Source organism: Kitasatospora sp. NPDC058478, from assembly GCF_042720345.1.
GTDB lineage: Bacteria > Actinomycetota > Actinomycetes > Streptomycetales > Streptomycetaceae > Kitasatospora.
Genome location: NZ_JBHXML010000055.1, coordinates 19,706 through 42,511, shown reverse-complemented (window position 1 = coordinate 42,511; position 22,806 = coordinate 19,706). Strand labels below are relative to the sequence as shown.

Sequence of the window (22,806 nt, the reverse complement as noted above, 5' to 3'; positions counted from 1 at the left end):
GCTCGCGGTCAGTGTACGAATGAAGGTGCGGTCAGCCGGTTCGCCCAAGCGGCGGCATGTGCTCCGTCGAGTTGGGCCATGAACGTGTGTGGCCCAACCTGACGGTCTACAAGCTTTGGGTCGCCCAGATCGGCATCCAGGCCTGGACGGTCGTTGTCGGCCGAGTGGGATCCGCAGGTTCGCTGGTTGATGTGAATGCGAACGAAGCGGCAAGGGCCAGGGATGCGAAAGCTGCAGAGTGCAGAAGTATGAGCTTCACGTAGGGCAGTCCAATGATGCGAGTAGCGGGTTCTTTGGGATTAGTACACCAGGGGGAACGCCGCTCGATCAAATCGCACATGGGGCGAGGGCTGGGCGCAGCTGCCTCTAGATGGGCGAATTACTATCGGTAAATTGATCAAGTACTGTCAAGATCCTTCCGAGTTCGATCGATTCTGGCGCATTGATGGATTCAAGTAGCTCGATGGCGCGTTCGGCGGCTGTGCGAGCCTCGCTGCGGCGTCCAGAGCGTAGATGTAATTCAGCCAATGTCTCGCAGGCAGAGGCTTCCTCTTCCACCGCCCCGATCTGTCGAGCCAGGGCTGCGGCCTGATTGAGGTGGTTGCGCGCTGCTGAGGTGTCGGCAACTGAGTGCGCAGTCTGGCCGAGTCCGCGCAAGGCCGCGGCTTGCTCGCGTTGAGCGCCGATGGATCGGGCGAGTTCGAGAGCACGGGAGTACTGTTCGATCGCAGCGTCAAACTGCTCCGACCGGCGATGGACGGTCCCGAGCCCGTTCATCGCATCAGCCTCGGTTCGGCGGTTGCCCGACTCGCGAAAGGTGCGTAGGGCGGACTCGTAGAGCTCGGCGGCGCGGGCGGAATCCCCCGGAAGGGGAAGAGAGGCTGCAAGGTTTACTCGGACAGTCGCAAGGTCGTCTGGCGAAAGAACACCCTCGCCGATGGAGAGGATCCTCTCAAAGGCGATCCGAGCCGGGCTTGGATTTCTGGTGCTGAGATGAATCGCTCCGAGGTTACTGAGAATTTGTAGCTCAAGCCGTGTGTCGTTGAGATGATTTGCCAGGGGATGGGCTTCGGTGAGGAATTTGAGCGCCGCCGTGCTGTCCCCGAGATGCAGGAGTATCGCGCCGATATTGTTTAGGCAGCGGGCGTGGTTCCACTGGTCTTGTGAGGCCCGATGAATCTCGATGACTTCACGTTGGATTGAAAGTGCTGTCGTGAGGTCGCTCTGATGCCAGTGAATCGCCGCGATTCTCTCCATTGCCTCCGCCGTGCATCTGGTATCGCCCTCCGTCCGCGCGATGTCGAGGGCGCGCTCGGCTGCCTGTGCGGCGTGGGGGTACTGGGCAGTTCGGATCTGGATCGAGGCGAGCGCCAAAAGGGCATGCGCTTCGGACAGAAACACTCCATGAGTGCGCCAGTGGTCGGCTGCGGCGCGGTGCATCTCGCTGGCTTCGCGCCACAGCCCTTCGGATTCAAGATGTCCGGCAAGGACGTGGGCGAGCCATGCGGCTTCCTCCGGCATGCCGGTGGTCCGAGCGTGCTGTTCGACGGCTGCCAGGCTCGGTAGCTCGATACTCAGCCAAGCTCTGATCGTCTTATCGTCAGGCCAGTCGAGCTCTGCGGGCGTGGTGGCTGTAGCTGAGTGCCCGGACTGGTTTGGCAGCGGCAGGCGGAGTCGTCGCGGACTTACGAGCCGATCAGCTCGATCTGCCGTCTGTGAAGCATAATTGACGAGCCGTTGAACTGACTGGCGCCGTTCGTCGGCCGACGCAAGATCGACTGCGTACTCACGCAGGAGATCATGCAGCGTGTACCTTTCGGGTGAGTGCTCCTGGATCATGTGCAGGCTGTGCAGGTTCTCGAGAATCCGATCCGTCTCACCCGGCGGCCGGCCGACCAGCGCGGCGGCTAGACCCGGACCGAGGTCAGGTCCGGGATACAGGCCGAGCAGACGAAAGGCTTCCTGCTGTGCATCGGGCAACGATTGGTAGGACACGTCGAAGGCAATGGCCACGCTGTCAAGGCCGTGGCGGAGCTCATCCAGCCGACCGCTTTTGCGGGAGAGCCGATGGATGATGTGGGGGAGCAACCACGAGGGGTGAGCTTTCAGCCGGCTGGCAACTAGCTCGATGGCGAGCGGAAGGCGCTCACAGCGACTGACGATGGCCTCTACTTCGTTTCTGTTGCTCGCGCGCTCATGACCGACCAGCCGAGTGAAGAGCTCGACTGCGTCGTCGACCGACAGGGCATCGAGGAAGACCGGGCGGCACGGGAGCTCGGCGAGTCGATGGCGGCTGGTGATGAGGATCAGAGAAGTGGGGCTTCCAGGGAGCAGCGGGCGGACCTGCTCTGGGCCGTGCGCGTCGTCGAGGACGACCACCGCTTGGAGTTCGCCGAGCAGTTCGCGGCAACGGGACAGGAGCTCATCGCGGTCCGATGGAATGGCAATGGCCGCAAAGCCTGCCTGCCGAAGGAGCTTCGTTGCGACCACCTCGGGTTCGAGCGGCTGTTGTGCGCCACCGTTCGCCCGCAGGTCGACGTAGAACTGCCCCTCCGGGAATCGGTCCCGCGACAGGTGCGCTGCGGTGAGTGCTAGGCACGACTTGCCGGCGCCGGCCATGCCGGAGATGGCGGCGATGGCACCGCAGGAAGGGTCCTGTCCGGTGACCGAGAGGATTCCCTGCAGCTCGTGGTGCCGGCCAACCAGTTTGGGAAATACGGGCAGATAGCTGCGGTGTGCTCCGGTGCGCTCGCGGGCGGGCCCGCGGTGAAGGGCCCTCCTCGGACGGATCAGGATTTCACTCACGGGGATGCGGCGGAGTACACGCTGCTGGAGGAGGCTGAGTTGTTCGCCCGGCTCCGTGCCGAGCTGACTGCGCAGTTCGCGCCGGGTTCGCTGAAAGACGCCGAGCGCCTCGGCTTGCCGGCCGCAGCCGTACAGTGCGGTAATCAAGTGGCCGACAACACGTTCGTCTGTCGGACGCTGCTCGGCCAACGCGGCCAGCTCGGGGACGAGGTCGATGAAACGCCCGAGCCTCAGTTCTACCTCGAAGCGAACAAGCGTGGTGGCCAGCCACTGGTCGTGCATGATCTTTCTGGTGGCGTGCGCCCATTGGCCAGGAAGTCCGGCCAGTGGCTCCCCCTGCCACGAGTCCTCCGCGTGACCGAACACAGCGAGTGCTTCGCGGTCGTCGCCGGCCTCGGCCAGCGATCTCGCGCGACGGGCAAGTTGGAGGTAGCGCAGCCAGTCGACCCGCTGTGGATCGGTATTCAAGGTGTAGGTGTGCGCCTTGCGGCTGATCGCTGCCAGGGGGGTGTCGACATCAATGGGCTGTGCGAGGCGCAGCGCTGTGCGGAAGCGTGACAGGTAGGAGTGAGTGGTCGCGCGGGCCTTGGCAGGAGGGTCGTCGTCCCACAGCTTTGCGATCAATGAATCCAGTGAAACCGGCCGGCCAGTGTCGACCGCGAGCGCCGCAGCCAGGCACCGTACCTTGTCGGACTCAAGCTTCACCGCCCGTCCCTGGGCTGACAGTTCGACTGTTCCAAGGAGATGGATTTCCATCCGGATACCCCCGCTGGTCGGTCCCCAGCCTTCACCGGAAGAGAGCATCGCACGTGCTTGGCCGACCGGCTATACCACGGCAGGTTTCGCAAACTGGCACGCTCTCGCATACTCTTCGTAGGTTTGCGTGCTATGTGGTAAGAGCCGGGGGCGAAATGGGACCACTGAACACGGACATGGTCGAATCGGCACTACACAGGGCTACGCCGTCGTCGTTGGCAGCCATCGGGTCCTGGCTGCACGTCACTCCCGGCGGCTCAGGCGGTCTCGCGGAGCTGTGGCTGCGCGGACTCACTGGGCCCGATCGCGAATCGGCGCTGGCCGCGCTTGCCTTGCTGCTGGTCGAACGATCGGCGCAGAGCCCTGAACTGGCCATGGAACTGGCGCGATGGCTGGCGGACAGCAGCCATGGCCGGACGGGTTCACCGAGTGAACTCCGCAATACGATCTCGGGCTCGGCCGATGTCGCTGGCGGTGTCGTACAGGCACGAGACATCCATGGGGGCGTGCACTTCCAGATTCTTGCGCCCGCGCAGCTCCCAATTCCTCAACAGCTTCCGCCCGCCCCTGTGCGCCTCCTGGGGCGCACTCGAGAGATGGAGGGGCTTGACGCCTTCCTCGGAGATGCGCCCGGGGGCGGAGGGCTGACGATCGTGCTGTCCGGGCCCGCAGGAGTCGGCAAGAGCGCGCTGGCGACAAGCTGGATGCGCGGACTGAGCTCACGATTCCCCGACGGCCTTCTCTACGCAGACCTTCGGGCCCATGCCCCTGACGGACCGGCTGAGCTGACCGAGGTCCTTGGCGGATTCCTGCGCGCGCTTGGGGTGGCCTCCGTTCCCTTGCCAGTCGCGGAGATCATCGCTCTGTGGCGCTCCACGGCCTCGCAGCGCCACATCGGTCTTCTCCTCGACAGCGCTCTCAGCGCTGCACAAGTTCGCCCACTGCTCCCTGGATCAGGCTCTTCCCTGGCAGTCGTCACCAGCCGGGCCCGGCTGACCGGCCTCGGCATCGATGGTGCCAGTTTCCACCCTGTGGGCCTGCTCGATCGTGAGTCAGCCGCAGCGATCCTCTCAGCCCGAATCGGCGCCGACAGGGTAGCTGCCGAACAGGCTGCCGCTGACCAGGTGATCGCCCGATGTGCGGGCCTGCCGCTGGCCGTTTGCTTGGCGGGGGCTCGCATGGCCGCCAGGCCGCACCAGGCCCTTGCAGTCACCGCCGATGCACTCGCACGTGAGAGCGATCGGCTGGACGCGCTACGGATCGACGGTGAGACAGCTGTAAGGGGCGTTCTGGACGCATCCTGCCGCGTACTCGCCGAAGAGCCCGCTCGTCTGTACCGGCTTCTCGGGTTGCTGCCGCTCCCCGACATCACACCAGCTACGGCTGGGGCGGTGGCCAGCGTCCGGGCCGGAGACGCCGATCGACTGCTCGATGCTCTCGCGGAAGTTCACCTGCTTGAAGACCTGGGCAACGGCCGATACGGCTTCCACGACCTGGTTCGTCTGCACGCTCGCGCATGGGCGCTGGAGAAGGATCCGGTCGAGCTCACTCAGGCGGCCTTCCGTCGCGTCCTCGAGTGGTACCTCGCAGCGGCGACACAGGCCGAGGCACTGATCAGTCCCAGTCACCGAAACCTCGCTCGCGACTACCATGAACCGCCTGCCGGGCTGCCCGACTTTGCCGATGAGTTCCAGGCTCTGGCATGGCTAGACGTGGAGCGCGGCCACCTGATGGCGATGCTGCGCAGTGGGGCGGCCGCGGGAGCCGACCGGACGGTGTGGCAACTTGCCGACGCGATGTGGCCCCTCTTTCTTCGACTTCGCCCCCACGGCCTGTGGATCGAGGCATATGAGATCGGGCTCACTGCGGCCCGTCGCGCTGGCGATCGGCTGGGGGAGCTTCGGATGCTCACCTCCGGCGGCCATGGACTTCGGAATGCAAACCGGTCAACCGATGCTGCCGAGTGGTTCAGCGATGCACTGACGCTCACTCGAAAAGTTGGTGATCCACGCGCCGAAGCCGACGCCCACCACGGCTTGGGCCATGCTCATCAGGCCGCCGGTCAACTGGACCGTGCGGCCGAGTCGTTCTGCCACGCGTTGGAACTGAGAGAGTCGCTTGGCTACGTACGGGGCTCGGCGCTTGCCCGGTTCTCGCTCGGAGAAGTGAGGCTGGCCGAGGGCCGACATGGTGATGCGGTGCGCCTGCTGAGGCAGGCGCACCAACAACTCCTTGCGCTCCCTGACCGATACGAGGCCGCCAGGGCGATGGCTTGGCTCGGCCGGGCTCATGCCGTATCCCACCAGCACTCCTCTGCCGAGGAATGCTTGGACAACGCGCTCAGCGAGTTCCAGCAGCTTGGTTCGCGGCATTGGGAAGCGCGTGTTTTGGAACTGATGGGGGAACTTGCGGAACAGAGAGGGTGCCCAGCCGATGCACTGATGCGCTACGGGCAGTCCCTCGCGATCTACCAGTCACTGGATGCGTTGGACACCAGCCGTCTGGCCGGCAGGATCGACGCCCTCCCGCTGGCATAGCCGTCCTGGACTGGCTCCACAGTAAGGAGGTCGGCCGCAGCCCTGCCGGTGGCTAGCCAGGCATGCATCAGAGAGCCGATCACGGCAGCTTCGCAACCGTGGCCGCCGACCCGTGACACTTGTACAGACTTGCCTGTCCTGGTCGCGACGACAAGTCCGTCTAGGTAACCCACGGCCGCTACCGCGCATCCCGGAAAGCGCCAGATTGTGTCGGCCGCCCTCAGCTCGGCATCGCGACGGCCCCACAGCCGATGCTCGTGCAGTACATCAGCGTGTAGCTGCAGTCGATCGTCGCAGCGAGTGGTGAGCCCGATGGAGAGATGCTCGTCCGCCAGCGACCGGATGGCGTCAGCCTGACGTTCCTGTGCAGTTGCTGTGAGCCGAACCAGTCGGGCTGAGTCGGCAGTCGATGCGACCTGCGCCATCCATGAGGCTGTGTGGTTCCTGCGCGTCTCCCTGGCCAGCCTTACCTGGACAGTCACTGCCACTGTGACACCCCCGAAAGCGGGTACGGGAGGGCAACGCGCCCTCCTTCGGGTTCATGTGCGGGTTCACCCAGCTCCAGAACACGGTAGAGCAGTCTTCGCATGTTGCAGCTGAACCGTCCGGGCTCGGAGGAGATGCGGGCCGCGATCAGTGCGTACTCCTCCCGCCGGTACTGCCTCTCGGCATAGTCGAGCTGCCGATCGAGCGGATGCGTCAATGACAGCGAAGGCGCGGTCCGGGCCAGGACCGCCCCGGGTGACCGCAGGTTGACTTCCCGGAAGGGGAAGCGGGCGAGCACGATGGGGGCTGTGGTCATGGTGGCGTAGAGCGTCAGCGACCCGTGGTCACCGATAACGAAGTCTGCCGCGGCCAGGAGCGGGCGCCAGTCCGCTTCTGGCGCGATCAGGGTGACCGCGCCCCGCGTCGTGCCGGCAACCCAGGATCGGACCTGCCAACCCCCGTGTCCTGCCCAAACGTTCGGGTGGACGAGCATTGCCGTCCGAAAGCGGTTGGGAGGAAGCTCAGTGGCGAGGCGAGGTAGCAGGTTGTCCGGCTGACCGAACACCGAGCCGGTGCCCCATGTGGAGCACACGAGGACGAATCGCTCGTTGTCTCGTAGTCCGAGAGCCTGTCGATACTCGGAGCGGTAGGGGATGCTGGCCGCCAGCCGGTCGTGGTCGACGTCGCCGACAACCTCCGCCACCCGGAGTGCATCGGGGCATGATGCCGAAAGCTCTGTCAGGTCGTCCTGATGCGCGAGAGCGTAGGAGGTGCAGGTGAGCTCTCCTTCCCAGGTGAGGAACTCCCGTCCCAGACCTGAGATGCTCCGCTGGCCGTCTTCGCCGACGGGAGAAAGCTTTTGGTGCCCGGCACCGTGCGGAAGTCTGACCACCGGTCCCCGCAACTGGTCGATGCCCTGGGAACCAGCAGCCAGCACCAGGTCGAACTCGACGGTCGTCGCCACCTCCCACGGCAGTACCGCGCCCCCCAGCGCCGACAGGTAGCCGGTCACACCCTCGTTGAAGGCGTGAGGCGCCACTGTGAAGACGACCTGGATCCTCAAGTCCGAACCGAGGAGCGCGAAGGTGTCCCGAAGTCGTTGCGTGTAGACCAAGGTGTGGACGACAACCAGCACCCGCTTGCACTCCGCCATCGTTGCCCAGCGCGCGTTCCCCTGCGCGGCCGGGATGCACTCTCTGAGTGGACTGTTCACGACCTTGCCCCCCATTCTGCCTGCAGCCGGGTCACCGCCCGGTCATGGCAGGGTCTGCCCACCCACAATGACGGATCCCTGCAAGCAACTTGTGGAAGCCTTGCGGCCGTTGGGTGGCTTTGAGGAAGGGCCGCGGGCGGGCCCATTAGACCGCGTCCCGTACTCGGTCGTGTGGTGATGCGAGCGGCCGTGAACCCAGGGAGGCGCCGTCGGCCGGGGCCGCCCCTGGGTTCTGCTCAACTGTGGCTGCCTGCGGGTCAGTTGTCGCCGAGGTCGTAGGCAGCGGTGACGGGTGCGTGGTCGGACCACCGCTCGGCGTGGGTGGCGGCCCGCTCGACGTAGGCCTCGACGGCCTTGGCGGCGAGGCCCGGGGTGGCGACCTGGAGGTCGATGCGCCAGCCGGAGTCGTTGTCGAAGGCGCGGCCGCGGTAGGACCACCAGGAGTAGGGGCCGGTGCGGTCGGGGTGGAGGGTACGGACGACGTCGACGTAGCCGGCTTCGTCGTAGACGCGGGAGAGCCAGGCGCGTTCTTCGGGGAGGAAGCCGGCGGACTTCTGGTTGGCCTTCCAGTTCTTGAGGTCTTCGGGGCGGTGGGCGATGTTCCAGTCGCCGCAGACGACGACCTCGCGGCCGTCGGCGGCGGCGCGGGTGCGGAGGGCGGTGAGGTGGACGAGGAATTCCGCCATGAAGCGTTCCTTCTCGTCCTGGCGTTCGGTGCCGACCTCGCCGGAGGGGAGGTAGAGGCTGGCGACGGTCAGCCCGGGCAGGTCGATCTCGACGTACCTGCCCGTGTTGTCGAACTCCTCGGACCCGAATCCGATGACGGTCCGCTGCGGCTCCTGGCGGGACAGGACGGCGACGCCGGCCCGGCCCTTGGCGACGGAGGGGGCCCAGACCGCGTGCCAGCCGTCGAGGTCGCGCAGTTCGACGGGCAGTTGCTCCGGCTCGGAGCGCACCTCCTGGAGGCAGACCACGTCCGCCTCGGTGCCGGCCAGCCACTCGACGAAGCCCTTCTTGGCTGCCGCCCGGATTCCGTTCACGTTCACACTCGTCACCACGATCACCCGGGCAGCCTACCGAGTGCCGGGGCCTGCGCCGAAGCGTGACGCGCACCGGCCGTGGGATGACGTGAACGCGGCATGAATGTGTGCGACAGTCGCACCAAGCCGCGCCATTGGTCTTGACCATCTCCGGACGATGCCCCTAGGGTCGCTTACTGCAAAGACCTTTAATAAAGAAGGACGGATAAAAGCCCGCTCTCCCACCTGCCGCATCCGCGGACAGCGGGCCCGGGATCCGACCTCCTTACCGCAGGGTGGACAAGCAGGGTGGAGGACACGGTGGGGACGACTGGACAGCTTTCGGCGGTGCCGGAACCGAAGTACTGGCACCTGCGCACGGTGCTGCTGCGGGCCATCGACTCGGAGTTCTCCACCGGCCAGGTCCTGCCCAACGAGCGCGAGCTCTCCGCCCGCTTCGGGGTCGCCCGGGCGACCCTGCGGCAGGCCCTCGACCAGCTGGAGCTGGAGGGCCGCCTGGTGCGCCGCCGGGGGATCGGCACCCTGATCGCCGCCCCGCGGGTCGGCGTCCCGGTCAACCGGCAGGAGGAGGGCTGGCCCGGCGTCGGCCGCAACCAGGCCTGGCGGACGGTCGACTGCACCACCGCCCCCGCCCCGGCGCAGCTGGCCAAGGGCCTCGGCATCGCCGAGGGCGCCACCGTGCACACCGTCCGCCGGGTTCGCCTGGTGGAGGGCCGGGCGGTGGCCACCGAGTCGCTGCACGTCCCGGCCGCCGCGCTGCCGCACCTGCCCGGCTTCCGGGCCGAGAGCGACCGGGCCCGCTCGGTGCTGCGCCAGCTGGAGCGGCTGGAGGTGGACGGCGAGTCCCGCGCGGTCGAGCTGGGTGTCGCCGAGGCCGCCGAGGGCGCCCTGCTGGAGCGCCCGCCCGGCTCGCCGGTGCTGGTGATGACCACCCAGTACGCGTCGGCCGGCCGCCTGGTGGCGCTCGCCGTCGCCACCTACCGGGCCGACACCTGCAAGCTGACCTTCGGCTCGACCGGGCTGGTCGAGGTCACCCCGGTCGGCGCTGCGGCCGAGGTCCGCACCGCCTCCTGAACCACTTTTCCGACACCCTCAGGCCGAGGCCCGGACGCCCGATTGGCGTGCGGGCCTCGGTCGTTGTCCGGGCGGAGCTGGGTCGGGACCGCCGCCCCGGGTTCAACCCCGGGCGGCGGTCCGGGGCCCGTCAGGCGCGGCCGTTGCCGGTGGTCGGCGGGTCGACGGCGAACAGCTGGTCCTCGACGTGGTCGAGGGCGACGCGCAGCGCGCCCATCGCCACGACCTCGGAGCCGAGCGCGGCGAGCGCCACCTCGGGGGCGCGGAGGGTGAACTGGGCGAGGCGCTCGCGCAGCGGTTCCAGGACGCCGTCGAGGCCGGCCGCCCAGCCGCCGATCACGACGAGCTGCGGGTCGATGGCCAGGACGAGCGCGGCGACGCCCTGGACCAGGCGGGTGAGGAAGCGGTCCATGGCGACCTTCGCCACCTCGTCGCCCTCCCGCGCGAGCCGCAGGACGCGGGCGACGGCGGCCTCGTCGAGCGGGTTGAGCGGCTTGCCGGTGGTGGAGAGGAGGCGCTCGGGGGTGACCTCCTGGCCGAGCAGGTGGAGGGCGCCGATCTCGCCGGCCGCCCCGCCGTGGCCGCGGTGCAGCCTGCCGTTGATGAGGGAGCCGGCGCCGGGGCTGAGGCCGGCCATGACGAAGACGACGTCGCCGGCGCCGACCGCCGCGCCCTGCCAGTGTTCGGCGATGGCGGCGAGGTTGGCGTCGTTCTCGATCAGGACGGGGCAGCGGAAGGAGCGCCGCAGCCGGGCGCCGAGGTCGAGACCGGTCCAGCCGGGCATGGCGGTGCCGAGTTGGATGGTGCCGTCGCGGTCGACGATGCCGGGGGTGCCGATGCCGACGGCCCAGAGGTTGTCGCGGGAGATGCCGGCCTTGCGCAGGACCTCGGCGACGGCGGTGCGGACGGCGGCGAGCCGGTCCTCGGCGTCCAGGGTCTCGTCGACCGGCTTGAAGTGACTGCCCACCACCTCGCCGGTGAGGTCGGCGAGGATGACGCGGATGTCGTGCACGCCGACCTCGATGCCGAGGATGTGCCCGGCCTCGGCGCGGAAGCGGAACCAGCGGGCCGGTCGGCCGCGCCGGCCGGTGCCGGGCTGGCCGTCCTCCTTGGGCTGGTCGACCTCGGCGACCAGCCCGGTTTCGACCAGACCCTCGATGACGCCCTCGACGGTCGGGCGGGAGAGCCCGGTCTCGCCGACGAGCTGAGTGAGGGTCACGGAGTGGCCGGTCCGCAGCGCCCGAAGCGTGACCGCCGCGTTGATCCGCCGCAGCAGCGAGGAGTCTCCTCCGGTGAGCCGATCCGCCAATGCGATGCCCTTCGCCGTTCGCGCGACTGCCCTGGCGCGCGGTGTCGAGTGCGCGGTGCCCACCGAATGGCCCGCGGGGGTGTGCCACCCTCGGAACGCGGCACGGCGGCGCGGGGCCGCCTGCGCCAGGGCCGGAGGACAAGCGGAGCCTACCCGGGGGTGGGCCCGGTGGGCGAGAATCCTTGCAGCTCATCCAGGCTTCGGTATCGAAATGGTACGCATCGGGTGGTGGTGCACGACCCGGGCTTCACGGCCCGGCCACGGGCCGCCCGCCGCCGGGCCGCCGGGCCGCCGGGACCGTACCGACCAGCGGGAACGGGCGGAGAGCAGCGAGCCGAGGCTCAGCCGGGAGCCGGGAGCCGGGAGCCGGGAGCCGGCCGACAGGGCGCTGAGCACGGGGGAGTCGGGCACGGCCCGATGGTAGCGGCGGCTCAGGGCATCCGCGCCGCGAACAGCCGCTGCCCGAGCAGTCCCATCGGGTGCCCGTCCTCGGGCAGCGCGAGGACGGTCGGGCAGCCGGCGGCGGTGAGGGCGGCCCGCCAGCGCTCGGCGGGGAGCGCCGGGGCGGCGGGGGCGGCGGAGACCGCGGCGGCCGGGGAGGCCGGGGAGTCGGCGCCGGCCTCGGCGTCCCCCGTGATCAGCAGGTCGAGCTGTTCGCCGGTGGGCGCGAGCAGCAGCAGCTGCCCGCCGGGCGCGAGCAGGTCGACCAGCTCCGGGACGGCGGTGTCCGGGTGGCCGGTCACGGTGGCGACGACGAGGTCGTAGCGGCCGCCGTCGGGCAGCTGGTGGTGGTCGGCGCCGGGGCGGGGCCGGGTGGCGAGGGCCCGGGTGACGGTGGAGTCGGCGTCGTCCTGGCCGAGTTCGAGGATGCGCAGCGGCTGTGGCCCGTCGTGGGTCTCGGCGAGGCCGCGGACCAGCGCGCCGAGGGCGGCGCCGAGGTAGCCGCGGGCGGCCGTCCAGCGGATCGGGGCGGCGGCCGGGCGGGGTGCCTCCTCGCCGGTGATCAGCCGGGGCAGCCGTAGTGCGCCGCGCCGGATCCGGTCCAGGGCGGCGACCGGGCCGAGTCCGTCGTTCCAGGTCTCGACGGCGGGCCGCCAGGCTTCTCGGACCTCGGCCGCGGTGAGTTCGGGTCGGCCGTAGTGGACGTCGTCGTGCCGGGTGATCAGGCCGTGCCGGGTGAGTGCGTCGAGCCAGCGGCCGACCCGGGGCCGCTGGGCGGGGGTGACGAGGGCGGCGGCGAGGATCTCGGCCTCGGTGTGTCCGCGCCCGGGGTCGGTGAGGACGCCGCTCTGCTGGAGGGTCAGCAGCAGTGCGGACAGGACGGCGTGGTCGAGGTGGGTGCCGAAGGCCTGGACCTGTTCGGTGGTGACGCCTATGGCGTGTTTCCAGGCGATGGCGTCGGCGGCGTCGGCGGCGGTGCGCAGTCGCCGGTCGGCGGCTTCGGCGTGGCTGTGCGGGGCGCGGACGTGGGCGAGGACGGCGCCGAGCGCGTCGACGGCGGCGTACACGTCGTCCTGCCGGGGTTCGGGGCCGACGTGCAGGACGAGCCGCAGGGCGCCGAGGTCGTGGTCGGCGAGGTCGGGGCGGCGGCTGAGGCGCCACAGCAGGGTGGAGGGCAGGCTGAGGTGGGTGGTGGCGCTGGCGGCGAGGTCGACGAGCTGCTGCTCGGGGTCCTGCCGGGGGTCGCCGCAGTGGACGGTGCCGCCGGCGAGCAGGGTGGCGAGGGCGAGTTCGACGGCGAGGTCGGTGGCGGGGTGGAGCACGGTGTGCCGGATGGGCGGCGGGCCGAGGACGCCCGCCCAGTGCCGCAGCCGCTGTTCGGCGGTGCGGGCGGCGGATGGCGGCAGCGCGGCGTGGGCGGCGACGCGCTGGGCGAGGGCCCGGGGCAGGCCGCCCGGCGGGGAGACGCCGAGCAGCAGGCCGATGCCGCTGATCGCGCGCCCGTCGGCGACGACGGCGGGTCGGTCGCCGAGTTCGCGCAGCGCGCTGACCAGGGCGGGAGTCGTGGGCACGGTGATCACTCCGGGGTGCGGGGGAGAAACCGCACTACTGAACCACGCGGTCGGGCCGGGTGATGCCGTGCACGGGTCAAACTTCTGTAATGATTTTCATATCGGCCAGCCAAGGTGGGTGCCCGATCTCCACCCGAAGTGGTCGGAACTTCGCATTCCGGATCCGGCGTGCGACCCCTTGACAGCCGGTACGGGCGCTGGGTTACTTGGCGTGGGGGCCGTCCTGACCGAACGATCGGTCGGCGCACCCGCCCCGGCCGACCTGCGGAGGAGCGACGATGACCGGCACCGCACCCGCCCCGAGCCCGTACAGCGAAGAGCCCGGACAGCGTGGCGAAGAGCCCGCCCGGCGCCTGGGCGAGCCGCTCCCGCCCGCGCTGCTGGACGCCGGCGAGCGGATGGGCGTCGACGAGCTGCGCGCCCACCAGCTCACCCGCCTCCGGGCCACCCTGCGCCACGCGTACGACAACGTCGAGCTGTACCGCCGCAAGTTCGACGCGGCCGGCGTCGGCCCCGAGGACTGCCGCACCCTGGCCGACCTCGCCCGCTTCCCCTTCACCACCAAGGCCGACCTGCGCGAGGGCTACCCGTTCGGCATGTTCGCCGTCCCGATGGAGCAGGTCCGCCGGATCCACGCCTCCAGCGGCACCACCGGGCGCCCGGCCGTCGTCGGCTACACCGAGCACGACCTGTCGATGTGGGCCGACGTGGTCGCCCGGTCGATCCGCGCGGCCGGCGGCAGGCCCGGGCACAAGGTGCACATCGCGTACGGCTACGGGCTGTTCACCGGCGGGCTGGGCGCGCACTACGGCGCCGAGCGGGCCGGCTGCACCGTCATCCCGGCCTCCGGCGGCATGACGGCCCGGCAGGTGCAGCTCATCCAGGACTTCCGTCCCGAGATCATCATGGTCACCCCCTCCTACCTGCTCACCCTGCTCGACGAGTTCGAGAAGCAGGGCGTCGACCCGCGCAGCACCTCGCTGCGCATCGGTATCTTCGGCGCCGAGCCGTGGACGGAGGAGATGCGGCGCGAGATCGAGGACCGGCTCGACCTGCACGCCGTCGACATCTACGGCCTCTCCGAGGTGGTCGGCCCCGGCGTGGCGCAGGAGTGCGTGGAGACCAAGGACGGGCTGCACATCTGGGAGGACCACTTCTACCCGGAGATCGTGGACCCGTTCACCGACCAGGTGCTGCCCGACGGCGAGGGCGGCGAACTGGTCTTCACCTCGCTCACCAAGGAGGCGCTGCCGGTCATCCGCTACCGCACCCGCGACCTCAGCAGGCTGCTGCCCGGCACCGCGCGGCCGGCCTTCCGGCGGATGGAGAAGGTCACCGGGCGCAGCGACGACATGATCATCCTGCGTGGGGTGAACGTCTTCCCGACCCAGATCGAGGAGGTCCTGCTGCGGACCCCGGGCGTCGCGCCGCACTTCCAGCTGCGGCTCACCCGGCAGGGGCGGCTGGACCACATGACCGTCCGGGTCGAGGCGAGGCCGGACGCCCCGGCCGAGCAGCGGGCGGCGGCGCGGGAGGCGATCGTCCGGGCGGTGAAGGACGGGGTGGGCGTGACGGTCGCGGTCGAGGTGGTGGAGCCGTACGCGCTGGAACGCTCGGTCGGGAAGATCCGGCGGGTGGTCGACGAGCGGGGGTGAGGCCTGCGGGAGCCCACGGCCCTGGAGGCCTGGGGGCCCGGGGGCGTGGGGCCTGCGAGGCCGGAGGCGTAGGGCTGTCCGGGGGGTGATGCCCTACGCCTCCGGCGTCTACAGCAATGTAGACGGTCAGGCGGCGGAGCGTCCAGCCGCCCTCCGGCGACGGCGCGCCCGGGCCGCCAGGGCGAGGGCGGCCGCCATCAGCACCGCCAGCGCCAGGCTCACCGGGCCGGTGCCCAGCCCGAGGCCGCCCCGGTCGGCGCCCACGCCCAGCCAGTCCGCGAACGAGGCGCCCAGCGGACGGGTCAGCACGTACGCCCACCAGAACCCGGCCACCGGGCCCACCCAGCGGGCCCGCGCCGCCACCGCCGGGACGGCGATCAGCACGGCGAAGCCCAGACCGGCCAGCAGGTACCCGGCGCGCAGCGTGGCCGCCGTCAGATCGCCCAGCGCCGTGCCCAGGGCGAAGGTCAGCAGCACCGCGGCCCAGTAGAACAGCTCCCGGCGCAGCCCGGTCACCCGGTCGATCGCCAGCGAGCCCTCCACCCGGTGCCAGAGCACGAACAGCGCGGCCAGCGCCACCGCCAGCCCGCCCGCCGACACCGCGTACGGCACGCCCAGCGCGACGTGCGCGACATCGGCGACCATCGTGCCGAACACGCTGACCAGCACCACCACCGCCCAGTACACCCCGGGCACGCAGCGGCGCAGCCGCAGCTGGACCAGCAGCGCCACGGCGAGCAACAGCCCGGCCGCCGCAACCGCCGGCACCGGGCCGACGGTGTGCGCCAGGAAGTCCGACAGGGTCTCGCCCATGCCGGTGGTCAGCACCTTCACCAGCCAGAACCAGCCGTCCACCGCCGGGACCTTGCTGGCCCCCGCCGGGGCTCCCTCGGCAGGGGTGCCCCCGGCCAGGGCGTCCGGGCGGGCCGCGACCCGGGTCATCGTCGCGGCCCGGGCCGTCGTCGCAGCCCGGGTCGTCGTCGCGTGCCGGGCCACGTCAGCGCCCGGACCCGTCGACGACCGTGTTCCCGGTCAGCTCACCGCTGGTGCCGTCCACGGTCACCAGGTGACGCACGCCGTCCGGGCCCACGACCACCACGGCCCAGGCGGCGGAGCCGCCCTGCTGGGCGACGCGCCGCAGCGACTCGGCCCGCCCGCCGGGGACGGCGCCCTGCGCCTTCTCCAGCGCGGTCGAGGCGGCGAGGGAGGGGAGCGGGGCGGGGGCGGTCCGGCCGCGCTTGGCGTGTCCCTCGCCCCGGTCGCTCCCGGCGCTCCCGGCGGTCCCGTCGGTCCCGTCGTGCGCGTTGCGGCCGCCGTTGCGGCCACCGTGCTCGTCGGACGAGCCGCCCTCGGCCCGGCTCAGCCCGCGGTGGTCCCCGCGCCCGTGCTCCTCGTGCGCGACCGCCAGCGCCACCAGCCCGCCCGCGCCGATCAGCGCGACGGCGGCCACCCCGGCGGCGATCCGGCGCTCCCGTCCGCCCGCCCAACCGCGCAGCCGCGCCGCCCGGGGCCGCTTCGACTGCGGCTGCGCCTGCGAAGCCTGCTGCGCCTGCTCCGGGTCCTCCGGGAGCGGGGTGGTGGACGACGTGGCGTCGCTCATCGGGCGTTCTCCTTGCCTCGGCTGCTCAGCGCGCCCGGATCCCCCCGGGCGCGCCCGGCGATCATGGCGGACCGTTCCTGAACCCCCGCTTAAGCCGCCGACGGACCGCGCGGAACCACCTGGCACCCTGAACGGATGCACATACTCGTCGTCGAGGACGAACGCCGGATGGCCACCGCGCTGCGCCGCGGCCTGGAGGCCGACGGTCACACCGTCGACACCGCCCACAACGGGCCCGAAGGCCTCGCCCTCGCCGACCGCCACCCCTACGACGTGATCGTCCTCGACATCATGCTGCCCGGCCTCAACGGCTACCGGGTCTGCGCCCGGCTGCGCGCGAGCGGCTGCCGGGCCGGGATCCTGATGCTCACCGCCAAGGACGGCGAATGGGACGAGGCGGAGGCCCTGGACACCGGCGCCGACGACTACCTGTCCAAGCCGTTCTCCTTCGTCGTGCTGCTCGCCCGGCTGCGCGCCCTGCACCGCCGGGTCGACCAGCGGCGCCCGCGCCTGCACACCCTCGGCGACCTGGTCCTCGACGCCAACGCCCGCACCTGCGTCCGGGCCGGCCACCCCACCCAGCTGACCGCCCGTGAGTTCGCGATCCTGGAGTACCTGGCCGCGCGCGCCGGGACGGTGGTCTCCAAGCGGGAGATCCTCGACCACGTCTGGGACGCGGACCACGACGCCGACCCGAGCATCGTCGAGGTCCACATCCACGCCCTGCGGCGCAAGATCGACGCCCCGTTCGGCCGCGCCGCCCTCCAGACCATGCGCGGCGCAGGCTACCGGCTCGCCCCCGACGGCGGCTGAGATGCGCCCACGCCCGCCCCGGCTCCTCGCAGTGCTGCGCCGCCTCCCCACCCCGCCGCGCCGCCCCGGGCTCCCGCGCCCGCTGCGCCGCTTCGTCCCCCGGTCCGTGCGCGCCCGGGCCACCGCCGCCGCCGGTACGGTGCTCGCCGCGGCCCTGGCCCTGGCCGGCGCCGGACTGCTGACCGCCCTGCACGCCGACCTGGTCGCCTCCGCCGCCTCCGCCACCCGGCAGCAGGCCGAGTCCGTCGCCCAACTCGCCGTCCAGGGGCGGCTGACGCCCGTCCTGCACGCCGGCCACGGCACCGACTTCCTCCAGGCCGTCGACGCCCACGGCACCGTCCTCGCCGCCAGCCCCAACCTGGCCGGCCGGACCGCCCTCACCGCCGCCCACCGCACCGGCTCGCGCACCACCGACGACGTCGACCCGCTGTACGACCACCACCGCCAGCGGCTCACCGCCGTCACCGCCGACACCCCGGGCGGGCCGGTCACCGTCTACGCGGGCGCCTCGCTGCGCGCCGCCGACGAGGCCCTCGACACCACCCAGGCCGCGCTCGCCGTCGCCTGCCCGCTGCTGCTGCTCATCGGCGTGGTCGTCACCTGGCGGGTGACCGGGCACGCGCTGCGGCCGGTGGAGGCCATCCGCGCCGAGGTCGACGCGATCACCGGGCGGGACCTGCACCGGCGCGTCCCCGAGCCCGGAACCGCCGACGAGATCGCCCGCCTGGCCGCCACCATGAACGCGATGCTCGACCGGCTGGAGGCCTCGGGACGGCGCCAGCGGCAGTTCATCGCCGACGCCTCGCACGAACTGCGCAGCCCGCTCGCGGTGCTGCGCACCCAGTTGGAGGTCGCCGACACCCACCCCGACCCGGCCGTCCGGGCCGAACTGGTGCACGGCGCGCTCCAGGACACCGACCGGCTGCAGAGCCTCGCCACCGACCTGCTGCTGCTCGCCCGGCTCGACGCGGGCGGCGCCGAGGACCGGCCCCGGCAGCGGATCGACCTCACCGGGCTGGTCGCCGCCACCGTGCTCGGCCGCCCGGCCGGCCCGCACCGGCGCACCACCGACCTGGCCCCCGTGGTGGCCGTCGAAGGCATTCCGCTCTGGCTCGGCCGGCTGCTCACCAACCTGCTCGACAACGCCGACCGGCACGCGGCGGGCGCCGTCCACGTCCGGCTCGCCGCCGACCGCGCCCGAGGCGTGGCCGTCCTGGACGTCGAGGACGACGGCCCGGGCATCCCGCCCGCCGACCGTGAGCGCGTCTTCGAACGCTTCACCCGCCTCGACGACGCCCGCAGCCGCGACGAGGGCGGCAGCGGCCTGGGCCTGCCGATCGCCCGCGACATCGCCCGCCACCACGGCGGCACCCTGGCCGTCACCCCGACGCCGTCCGGGGCCCGGCTCACGGCGACCCTCCCGCTGGCCGCCGTCCCGCCGGCTCCCGCCCCGGGGCCTGCCGTCGCGCCAGCCTCCGCCTCGCGGACGCCTTTTGACGGACACCCGCTGACGGAGGCCTGAGACCCATTCGGCGCACCGGGATCGTGGTCGCGGCCGAAGGTTCCCAGACTCGAACGAAAGAGGGGTGGACCCAACCAATCGGAAAGGCATCCTCATGAGCATCGGGCTGCGCCGCGTCCTCGCGGTGACCGCAGCGATTTCCCTCGGCCTGGGCGCGGCGTCCTGCGACAGCGCGACGCAGTCGTCCAGCGGCGGCTCCGGCGGCGGACCGGCTCCCCTCCCGGCCGCGGCCGGGAGGGGAGCCGGGCGGATAGCCCTGCTGCTGCCGGAGGCCAGGACGACTCGCTACGAGCAGTTCGACCGGCCGCTGATCGAGAAGAAGATCAAGGAGCTGGCGCCGGACGCGCAGATCGACTACTACAACGCCGGCCAGGACGCCGCCGTCCAGCAGACCCAGATCGACGCCGCCGTGAAGAAGGGCGCCAAGGTGCTGATCCTGGACGCGGTGGACGCCGAGTCGATCCAGGCGTCGATCCAGAAGGCGCACGACGCGGGCGTCAGGGTGGTCGCCTACGACCGCCTCGCCCAGGGCCCGGTCGACGCCTACGTGTCCTTCGACAACCGCAAGGTCGGCGAACTGCGGGGCCAGGCCGCGGCGGCGGTGGTAGGCGGCACGGCGGACGTCGGCGAGGCGATCACGACCAACGGCTCGCCCACCGACCCCAACGCGGCCGATCCCAGCGCGGCCGACCCCAACGCTGCCGTACCCAGCGCGGTCGACTCCAGCGTGTCCGATTCCGAGGCGTCCGGCCTGAGTGTCCCGTTGACCGGCCAGGACTTCCAACTCGACGGCGTGCAGAGGATCCTGGCGGGCGCCCAGGCCATGTCGGTCTACAAGCCCCTCAAGTCGGAGGCCGACACGGCCGCGCAGCTGGCCGTCGACCTGGCCTACGGCCAGGAAATCGGCGGCGCCCTCGTGCCGACCACGGTGACCAGCGGCAGCAGCGACAAGGTGCCGACCGGCCTGATCGCCCCGGTCGCGCTCACCAAGGACAACGTCAAGGCCACCGTGGTCGCCGACGGCCTCTTCACCGTCGCCCAGATCTGCACGCCGGACTACGTCGCCGCCTGCTCCGCGGCCGGCCTCCAGTAGCTGCGGCGGGCGCCGGCTCGCTCGCCCGGCGCGTCCGGACGGCGGCCGGGCGGGCGTGAGCACCCCCGCGTGGGCCCTATGCTGCGGAGATGCCGAGTGAGCTGCGCACTCTCAAGCCGGAGACCGACCAGCCGGAGACCCATCCGTCGGAGGCCGATCAACCGGAGGCCGACCAGCCGGAGACCCACCCGTCGGAGACCGATCAAGCGGAGGCCGACCAGTCGGAGGCCGACCTCGCCTTCATCCGGCGCGAGACCGAGCTGAAGCCCGTCCCGTTCGTCCCCGAGGTCGGCCTGCACATGGCCGAGGACGCGATCACCCTGTGGGAGACCACCGAGCGGGCGCGGGGGGAGGTCGGACTGCCGCCGCCGTTCTGGGCGTTCGCCTGGGCGGGCGGGGTGGCCGTCGCCCGCCACGTGCTGGACCACCCCGAGCTGGTGGCCGGGCGGGCGGTGCTCGACGTGGCCGCCGGGGGCGGGGTGGTCGGCGTCGCGGCCGCGCTGAGCGGCGCCGCGTCCGTGCGCGCCGCCGAGATCGACGCCTACGCGGTGGCCGCCATCGGCCTCAACGCCGAGGCCAACGGCGTGCGCGTGGAGGCCGCCCTGGTGGACCTGGTGGACGGCGACGGCGCCCCGGCCGACGTGGTGCTCGCCGGTGACGTGTTCTACGAACGGGCCATGGCCGCCCGTTTCCTGCCCTTCCTGGAACGGGCCGCCGCGCGCGGCGCCACCGTCATCGTCGGCGACCCCGGCCGGGCCTACCTGCCCCGGGAGCGGTTCACCGCGCTCGCCGCCTACCAGGTGCCGGTCGTCGCGGACCTGGAGGACACCGCCGTCAAGACCACCACGGTGTGGCGGCTGGGCTGACGGCCCGTCCGTCCAGGCTGCGGACGCCCTCGGCCGCCGGGCGAAACCGCCTGCTAGACAGGCCGCCATGACCGACGAGATCGCCCCGCGCACTGCCACCCCCGACGAGATCCCCGCCCTGCTCGCCCTCTGGGCCAGGGCGGCGAAGGGCGCCAGCATCACGGACGACGCCCCGGGCGTGGCCGCGCTGCTCGCCCGGGACCCGGAGTGCCTGATCGTCGCGACCCCGGCGGGCGACCCGACCGCCGTCCTCGGCACCGTGATCGCCGGCTGGGACGGCTGGCGCTGCCACCTCTACCGGCTCGCCGTCGACCCCGACCACCGCCGCCGGGGCATCGGCGCCGCCCTGCTCGCGGCCGCCGCGCGGACGCCATGGTGCTGGACGACAACGCCCTCGGCCACCGCACCTGGGAGGCCGCCGGCTACCGCCCCGAACCGCAGTGGAGCCGCTGGGTCAAGCCGCTGACCGCCTGATCCCGCCCCCGTCCGGACGGGCGCCGAGCGCTGGCGGCCGTGCCCGGGGCGTGGTCCGCTGGGGCCGATGCGTGTGCGAACGACCATGTTCCGGCACGCCGCCCAGCCCACCCCGCGAAGCCCGGAGAAGGACTGCCATGACCGACGACACCCGCACCCTCGCCTCCCCCGAGGCGGCCGCCGAACAGCTCACCCGGATGACCGACCTGGAACAGGCCCTCGCCTACTTCCACCAGCACGTGGCGTCCCCCCGAGCGGTCAACCTGTCCGTCGCCGAGAACGTCCTGCTCTACCACCACTCGATGAAGAAGAAGGTCTTCGACAACATCCAGCTGATCCCCGAGCGGTACATCCAGTACATCGACTCGGCCGGGACCTTGGCGGTGCGCCGGCCGGTCGCCAAGCTGCTCACCCTGGCGCTCGGCGCCGAGGTCCACGAGGGCGACGTGTTCGGCGTGGCCGGGGTCTCCTCCGCGCTGGAGTGCATCGCCTTCGCGCTCAAGGGCGCCGACCCGGTCGGCCCGCCGCTCAAGGACGGCGACGAGGTGCTGATCCCCGCGCCGTACTGGCAGGGCTTCAACTGGTCCTTCCAGGAGCGGCCCAGGCTCAGGTGCGTCCCGGTGAACCTGCCGACCGCGGGGGAGGAGCGGTACCGGCTCACCCTGCCCCTGCTCAAGAAGGCCTACGAGGACCGGAAGGCGGCCGGCCGCACGCCGCGCCTGCTCGTCCTCACCAACCCGCACAACCCGCTGGGCGTGAACTACTCGCGGGCCCTGCTGGACGAGATCTACGGGTGGGCGCTCACGGACACCGACCTGCACATCATCTCGGACGAGATCTACTGTCACTCCCAACTCGACAGCAGCACAACGAAGTTCACCAGCGCGCTGGCCCTGAAGGCGTACCAGGAGCAGCCCGCCCGGATCCACGTGGTCTGGGGCTTCGCCAAGGACTTCGGCCTGTCCGGCTTCCGCACCGGCTTCGTGATCTCCCGGAACCTCGCCGTGCGCAACACCATGCTCGGCAACAACGACCCGGCCGAGCCCACCCACCCGCTGCCCTGGTTCAGCCCCTTCGACTCGCTGAAGACCTACGTCATCCAGGACCTGCTGAGCGCCCCCGCCAACGGCTCCGGCGGCGAGCTCTACACCACCTATGCGATGCGGGAGTACCGCACGCTGCTCAAGACCAGTTTCGACAGGGTCAAGGGCGCCCTGGACGCCGCCAGGATCGACTACGTGCACCGGCCTGGCGACAACGCCGCCCAGTTCTTCTGGCTCGACCTCTCCAAGTACCTCGGCAAGCACCCCGTCCACGGTCACGAGGAGGTGGCCGGGCTGCCGCTCGCCCGGTCGAGCGGACTCGACCCGAAGGAGGAGCTGCTGTTCAGGTACCTCATGGCCGAGCCCACCGAGGTCACCCTGCTGCCCGGCGGCACCATGCACAACCCGGCACCCGGCTTCTTCCGCCTCTGCTTCACCGCCCGCCAGCCCGAGGACGTCGTCGCCGCCGTCCAGCGGGTGGGGACGGCGCTGGGGAAGCTGAAGTAGC

15 protein-coding genes and 1 pseudogene are annotated in these 22,806 nt (G+C 71.3%); 9 read left to right on the top strand and 7 right to left on the bottom strand.

What is annotated here, in order from left to right; genetic code table 11:
• Nucleotides 1–366: 366 nt before the first annotated feature.
• Nucleotides 367–3,561, bottom strand: a complete 3,195-nt coding sequence (locus ACFWPT_RS27825; protein WP_380485073.1) for a tetratricopeptide repeat protein — start codon at nucleotides 3,559–3,561, stop codon at nucleotides 367–369.
• 215 nt (nucleotides 3,562–3,776) lie between these two features.
• Between ACFWPT_RS27825 and ACFWPT_RS27820 the strand changes: the two genes are divergently transcribed.
• Nucleotides 3,777–6,098 carry a tetratricopeptide repeat protein gene (locus tag ACFWPT_RS27820; protein WP_380485071.1) on the top strand — a complete coding sequence of 774 codons (2,322 nt, stop codon included), beginning with the start codon at nucleotides 3,777–3,779 and terminating at the stop codon, nucleotides 6,096–6,098.
• Nucleotides 6,099–6,576: 478 nt separating this feature from the next.
• Here the strand turns inward: ACFWPT_RS27820 and ACFWPT_RS27815 are convergent, their stop codons facing one another.
• Nucleotides 6,577–7,797: a hypothetical protein gene (locus ACFWPT_RS27815; RefSeq protein ID WP_380485069.1), complete on the bottom strand. Its 1,221-nt coding sequence runs from the start codon at nucleotides 7,795–7,797 to the stop codon at nucleotides 6,577–6,579.
• Nucleotides 7,798–8,054: 257 nt separating this feature from the next.
• On the bottom strand, nucleotides 8,055–8,852 hold the full coding sequence (locus tag ACFWPT_RS27810) for an exodeoxyribonuclease III (RefSeq protein ID WP_380485104.1): 798 nt from the start codon (nucleotides 8,850–8,852) through the stop codon (nucleotides 8,055–8,057).
• A 285-nt stretch (nucleotides 8,853–9,137) separates the two neighbouring features.
• Here ACFWPT_RS27810 and ACFWPT_RS27805 point away from each other — a divergent pair, with 285 nt between their 5' ends.
• Nucleotides 9,138–9,911 carry a GntR family transcriptional regulator gene (locus tag ACFWPT_RS27805; RefSeq protein WP_363376523.1) on the top strand — a complete coding sequence of 258 codons (774 nt, stop codon included), beginning with the start codon at nucleotides 9,138–9,140 and terminating at the stop codon, nucleotides 9,909–9,911.
• A gap of 130 nt (nucleotides 9,912–10,041) precedes the next feature.
• Here the strand turns inward: ACFWPT_RS27805 and ACFWPT_RS27800 are convergent, their stop codons facing one another.
• Together ACFWPT_RS27800 and ACFWPT_RS27795 are read right to left on the bottom strand one after the other, a co-directional pair.
• Entirely contained in the window at nucleotides 10,042–11,220 is a 1,179-nt protein-coding gene (locus ACFWPT_RS27800; RefSeq protein WP_063346257.1) for an ROK family protein, read from the bottom strand.
• A gap of 431 nt (nucleotides 11,221–11,651) precedes the next feature.
• Nucleotides 11,652–13,232: a hypothetical protein gene (locus tag ACFWPT_RS27795; RefSeq protein ID WP_380485067.1), complete on the bottom strand. Its 1,581-nt coding sequence runs from the start codon at nucleotides 13,230–13,232 to the stop codon at nucleotides 11,652–11,654.
• Nucleotides 13,233–13,510: 278 nt separating this feature from the next.
• On the opposite strand from ACFWPT_RS27795, the gene paaK reads away from it, so the two are divergent.
• A complete protein-coding gene (gene paaK, locus ACFWPT_RS27790) occupies nucleotides 13,511–14,887 on the top strand; it encodes a phenylacetate--CoA ligase PaaK (RefSeq protein ID WP_380485065.1) in 1,377 nt (458 codons plus the stop codon).
• 126 nt (nucleotides 14,888–15,013) lie between these two features.
• Here the strand turns inward: paaK and ACFWPT_RS27785 are convergent, their stop codons facing one another.
• Nucleotides 15,014–15,829, bottom strand: coding sequence for a hypothetical protein (locus tag ACFWPT_RS27785; RefSeq protein ID WP_380485063.1), 816 nt, complete (start codon nucleotides 15,827–15,829; stop codon nucleotides 15,014–15,016).
• Between the two features lie 55 nt (nucleotides 15,830–15,884).
• Nucleotides 15,885–16,487, bottom strand: a complete 603-nt coding sequence (locus ACFWPT_RS27780; RefSeq protein WP_380485061.1) for a hypothetical protein — start codon at nucleotides 16,485–16,487, stop codon at nucleotides 15,885–15,887.
• Between the two features lie 135 nt (nucleotides 16,488–16,622).
• Here ACFWPT_RS27780 and ACFWPT_RS27775 point away from each other — a divergent pair, with 135 nt between their 5' ends.
• From ACFWPT_RS27775 to ACFWPT_RS27750, 6 genes and pseudogenes are all read left to right on the top strand, one after another.
• Nucleotides 16,623–17,300: a response regulator transcription factor gene (locus tag ACFWPT_RS27775; protein ID WP_063346253.1), complete on the top strand. Its 678-nt coding sequence runs from the start codon at nucleotides 16,623–16,625 to the stop codon at nucleotides 17,298–17,300.
• Nucleotide 17,301: 1 nt separating this feature from the next.
• Entirely contained in the window at nucleotides 17,302–18,822 is a 1,521-nt protein-coding gene (locus ACFWPT_RS27770) for an ATP-binding protein (protein ID WP_380485058.1), read from the top strand.
• Nucleotides 18,823–18,916: 94 nt separating this feature from the next.
• Nucleotides 18,917–19,915, top strand: a complete 999-nt coding sequence (locus ACFWPT_RS27765; protein WP_380485056.1) for a substrate-binding domain-containing protein — start codon at nucleotides 18,917–18,919, stop codon at nucleotides 19,913–19,915.
• Nucleotides 19,916–20,004: 89 nt separating this feature from the next.
• The gene (locus ACFWPT_RS27760) at nucleotides 20,005–20,781 is read left to right on the top strand and encodes a class I SAM-dependent methyltransferase (RefSeq protein ID WP_380485054.1); all 777 of its coding nucleotides are present in this window, start codon (nucleotides 20,005–20,007) and stop codon (nucleotides 20,779–20,781) included.
• A gap of 67 nt (nucleotides 20,782–20,848) precedes the next feature.
• Nucleotides 20,849–21,255 (top strand): annotated as a pseudogene (locus ACFWPT_RS27755) (GNAT family N-acetyltransferase).
• Nucleotides 21,256–21,392: 137 nt separating this feature from the next.
• On the top strand, nucleotides 21,393–22,805 hold the full coding sequence (locus ACFWPT_RS27750) for a pyridoxal phosphate-dependent aminotransferase (protein ID WP_380485052.1): 1,413 nt from the start codon (nucleotides 21,393–21,395) through the stop codon (nucleotides 22,803–22,805).
• Nucleotide 22,806: the final 1 nt, after the last annotated feature.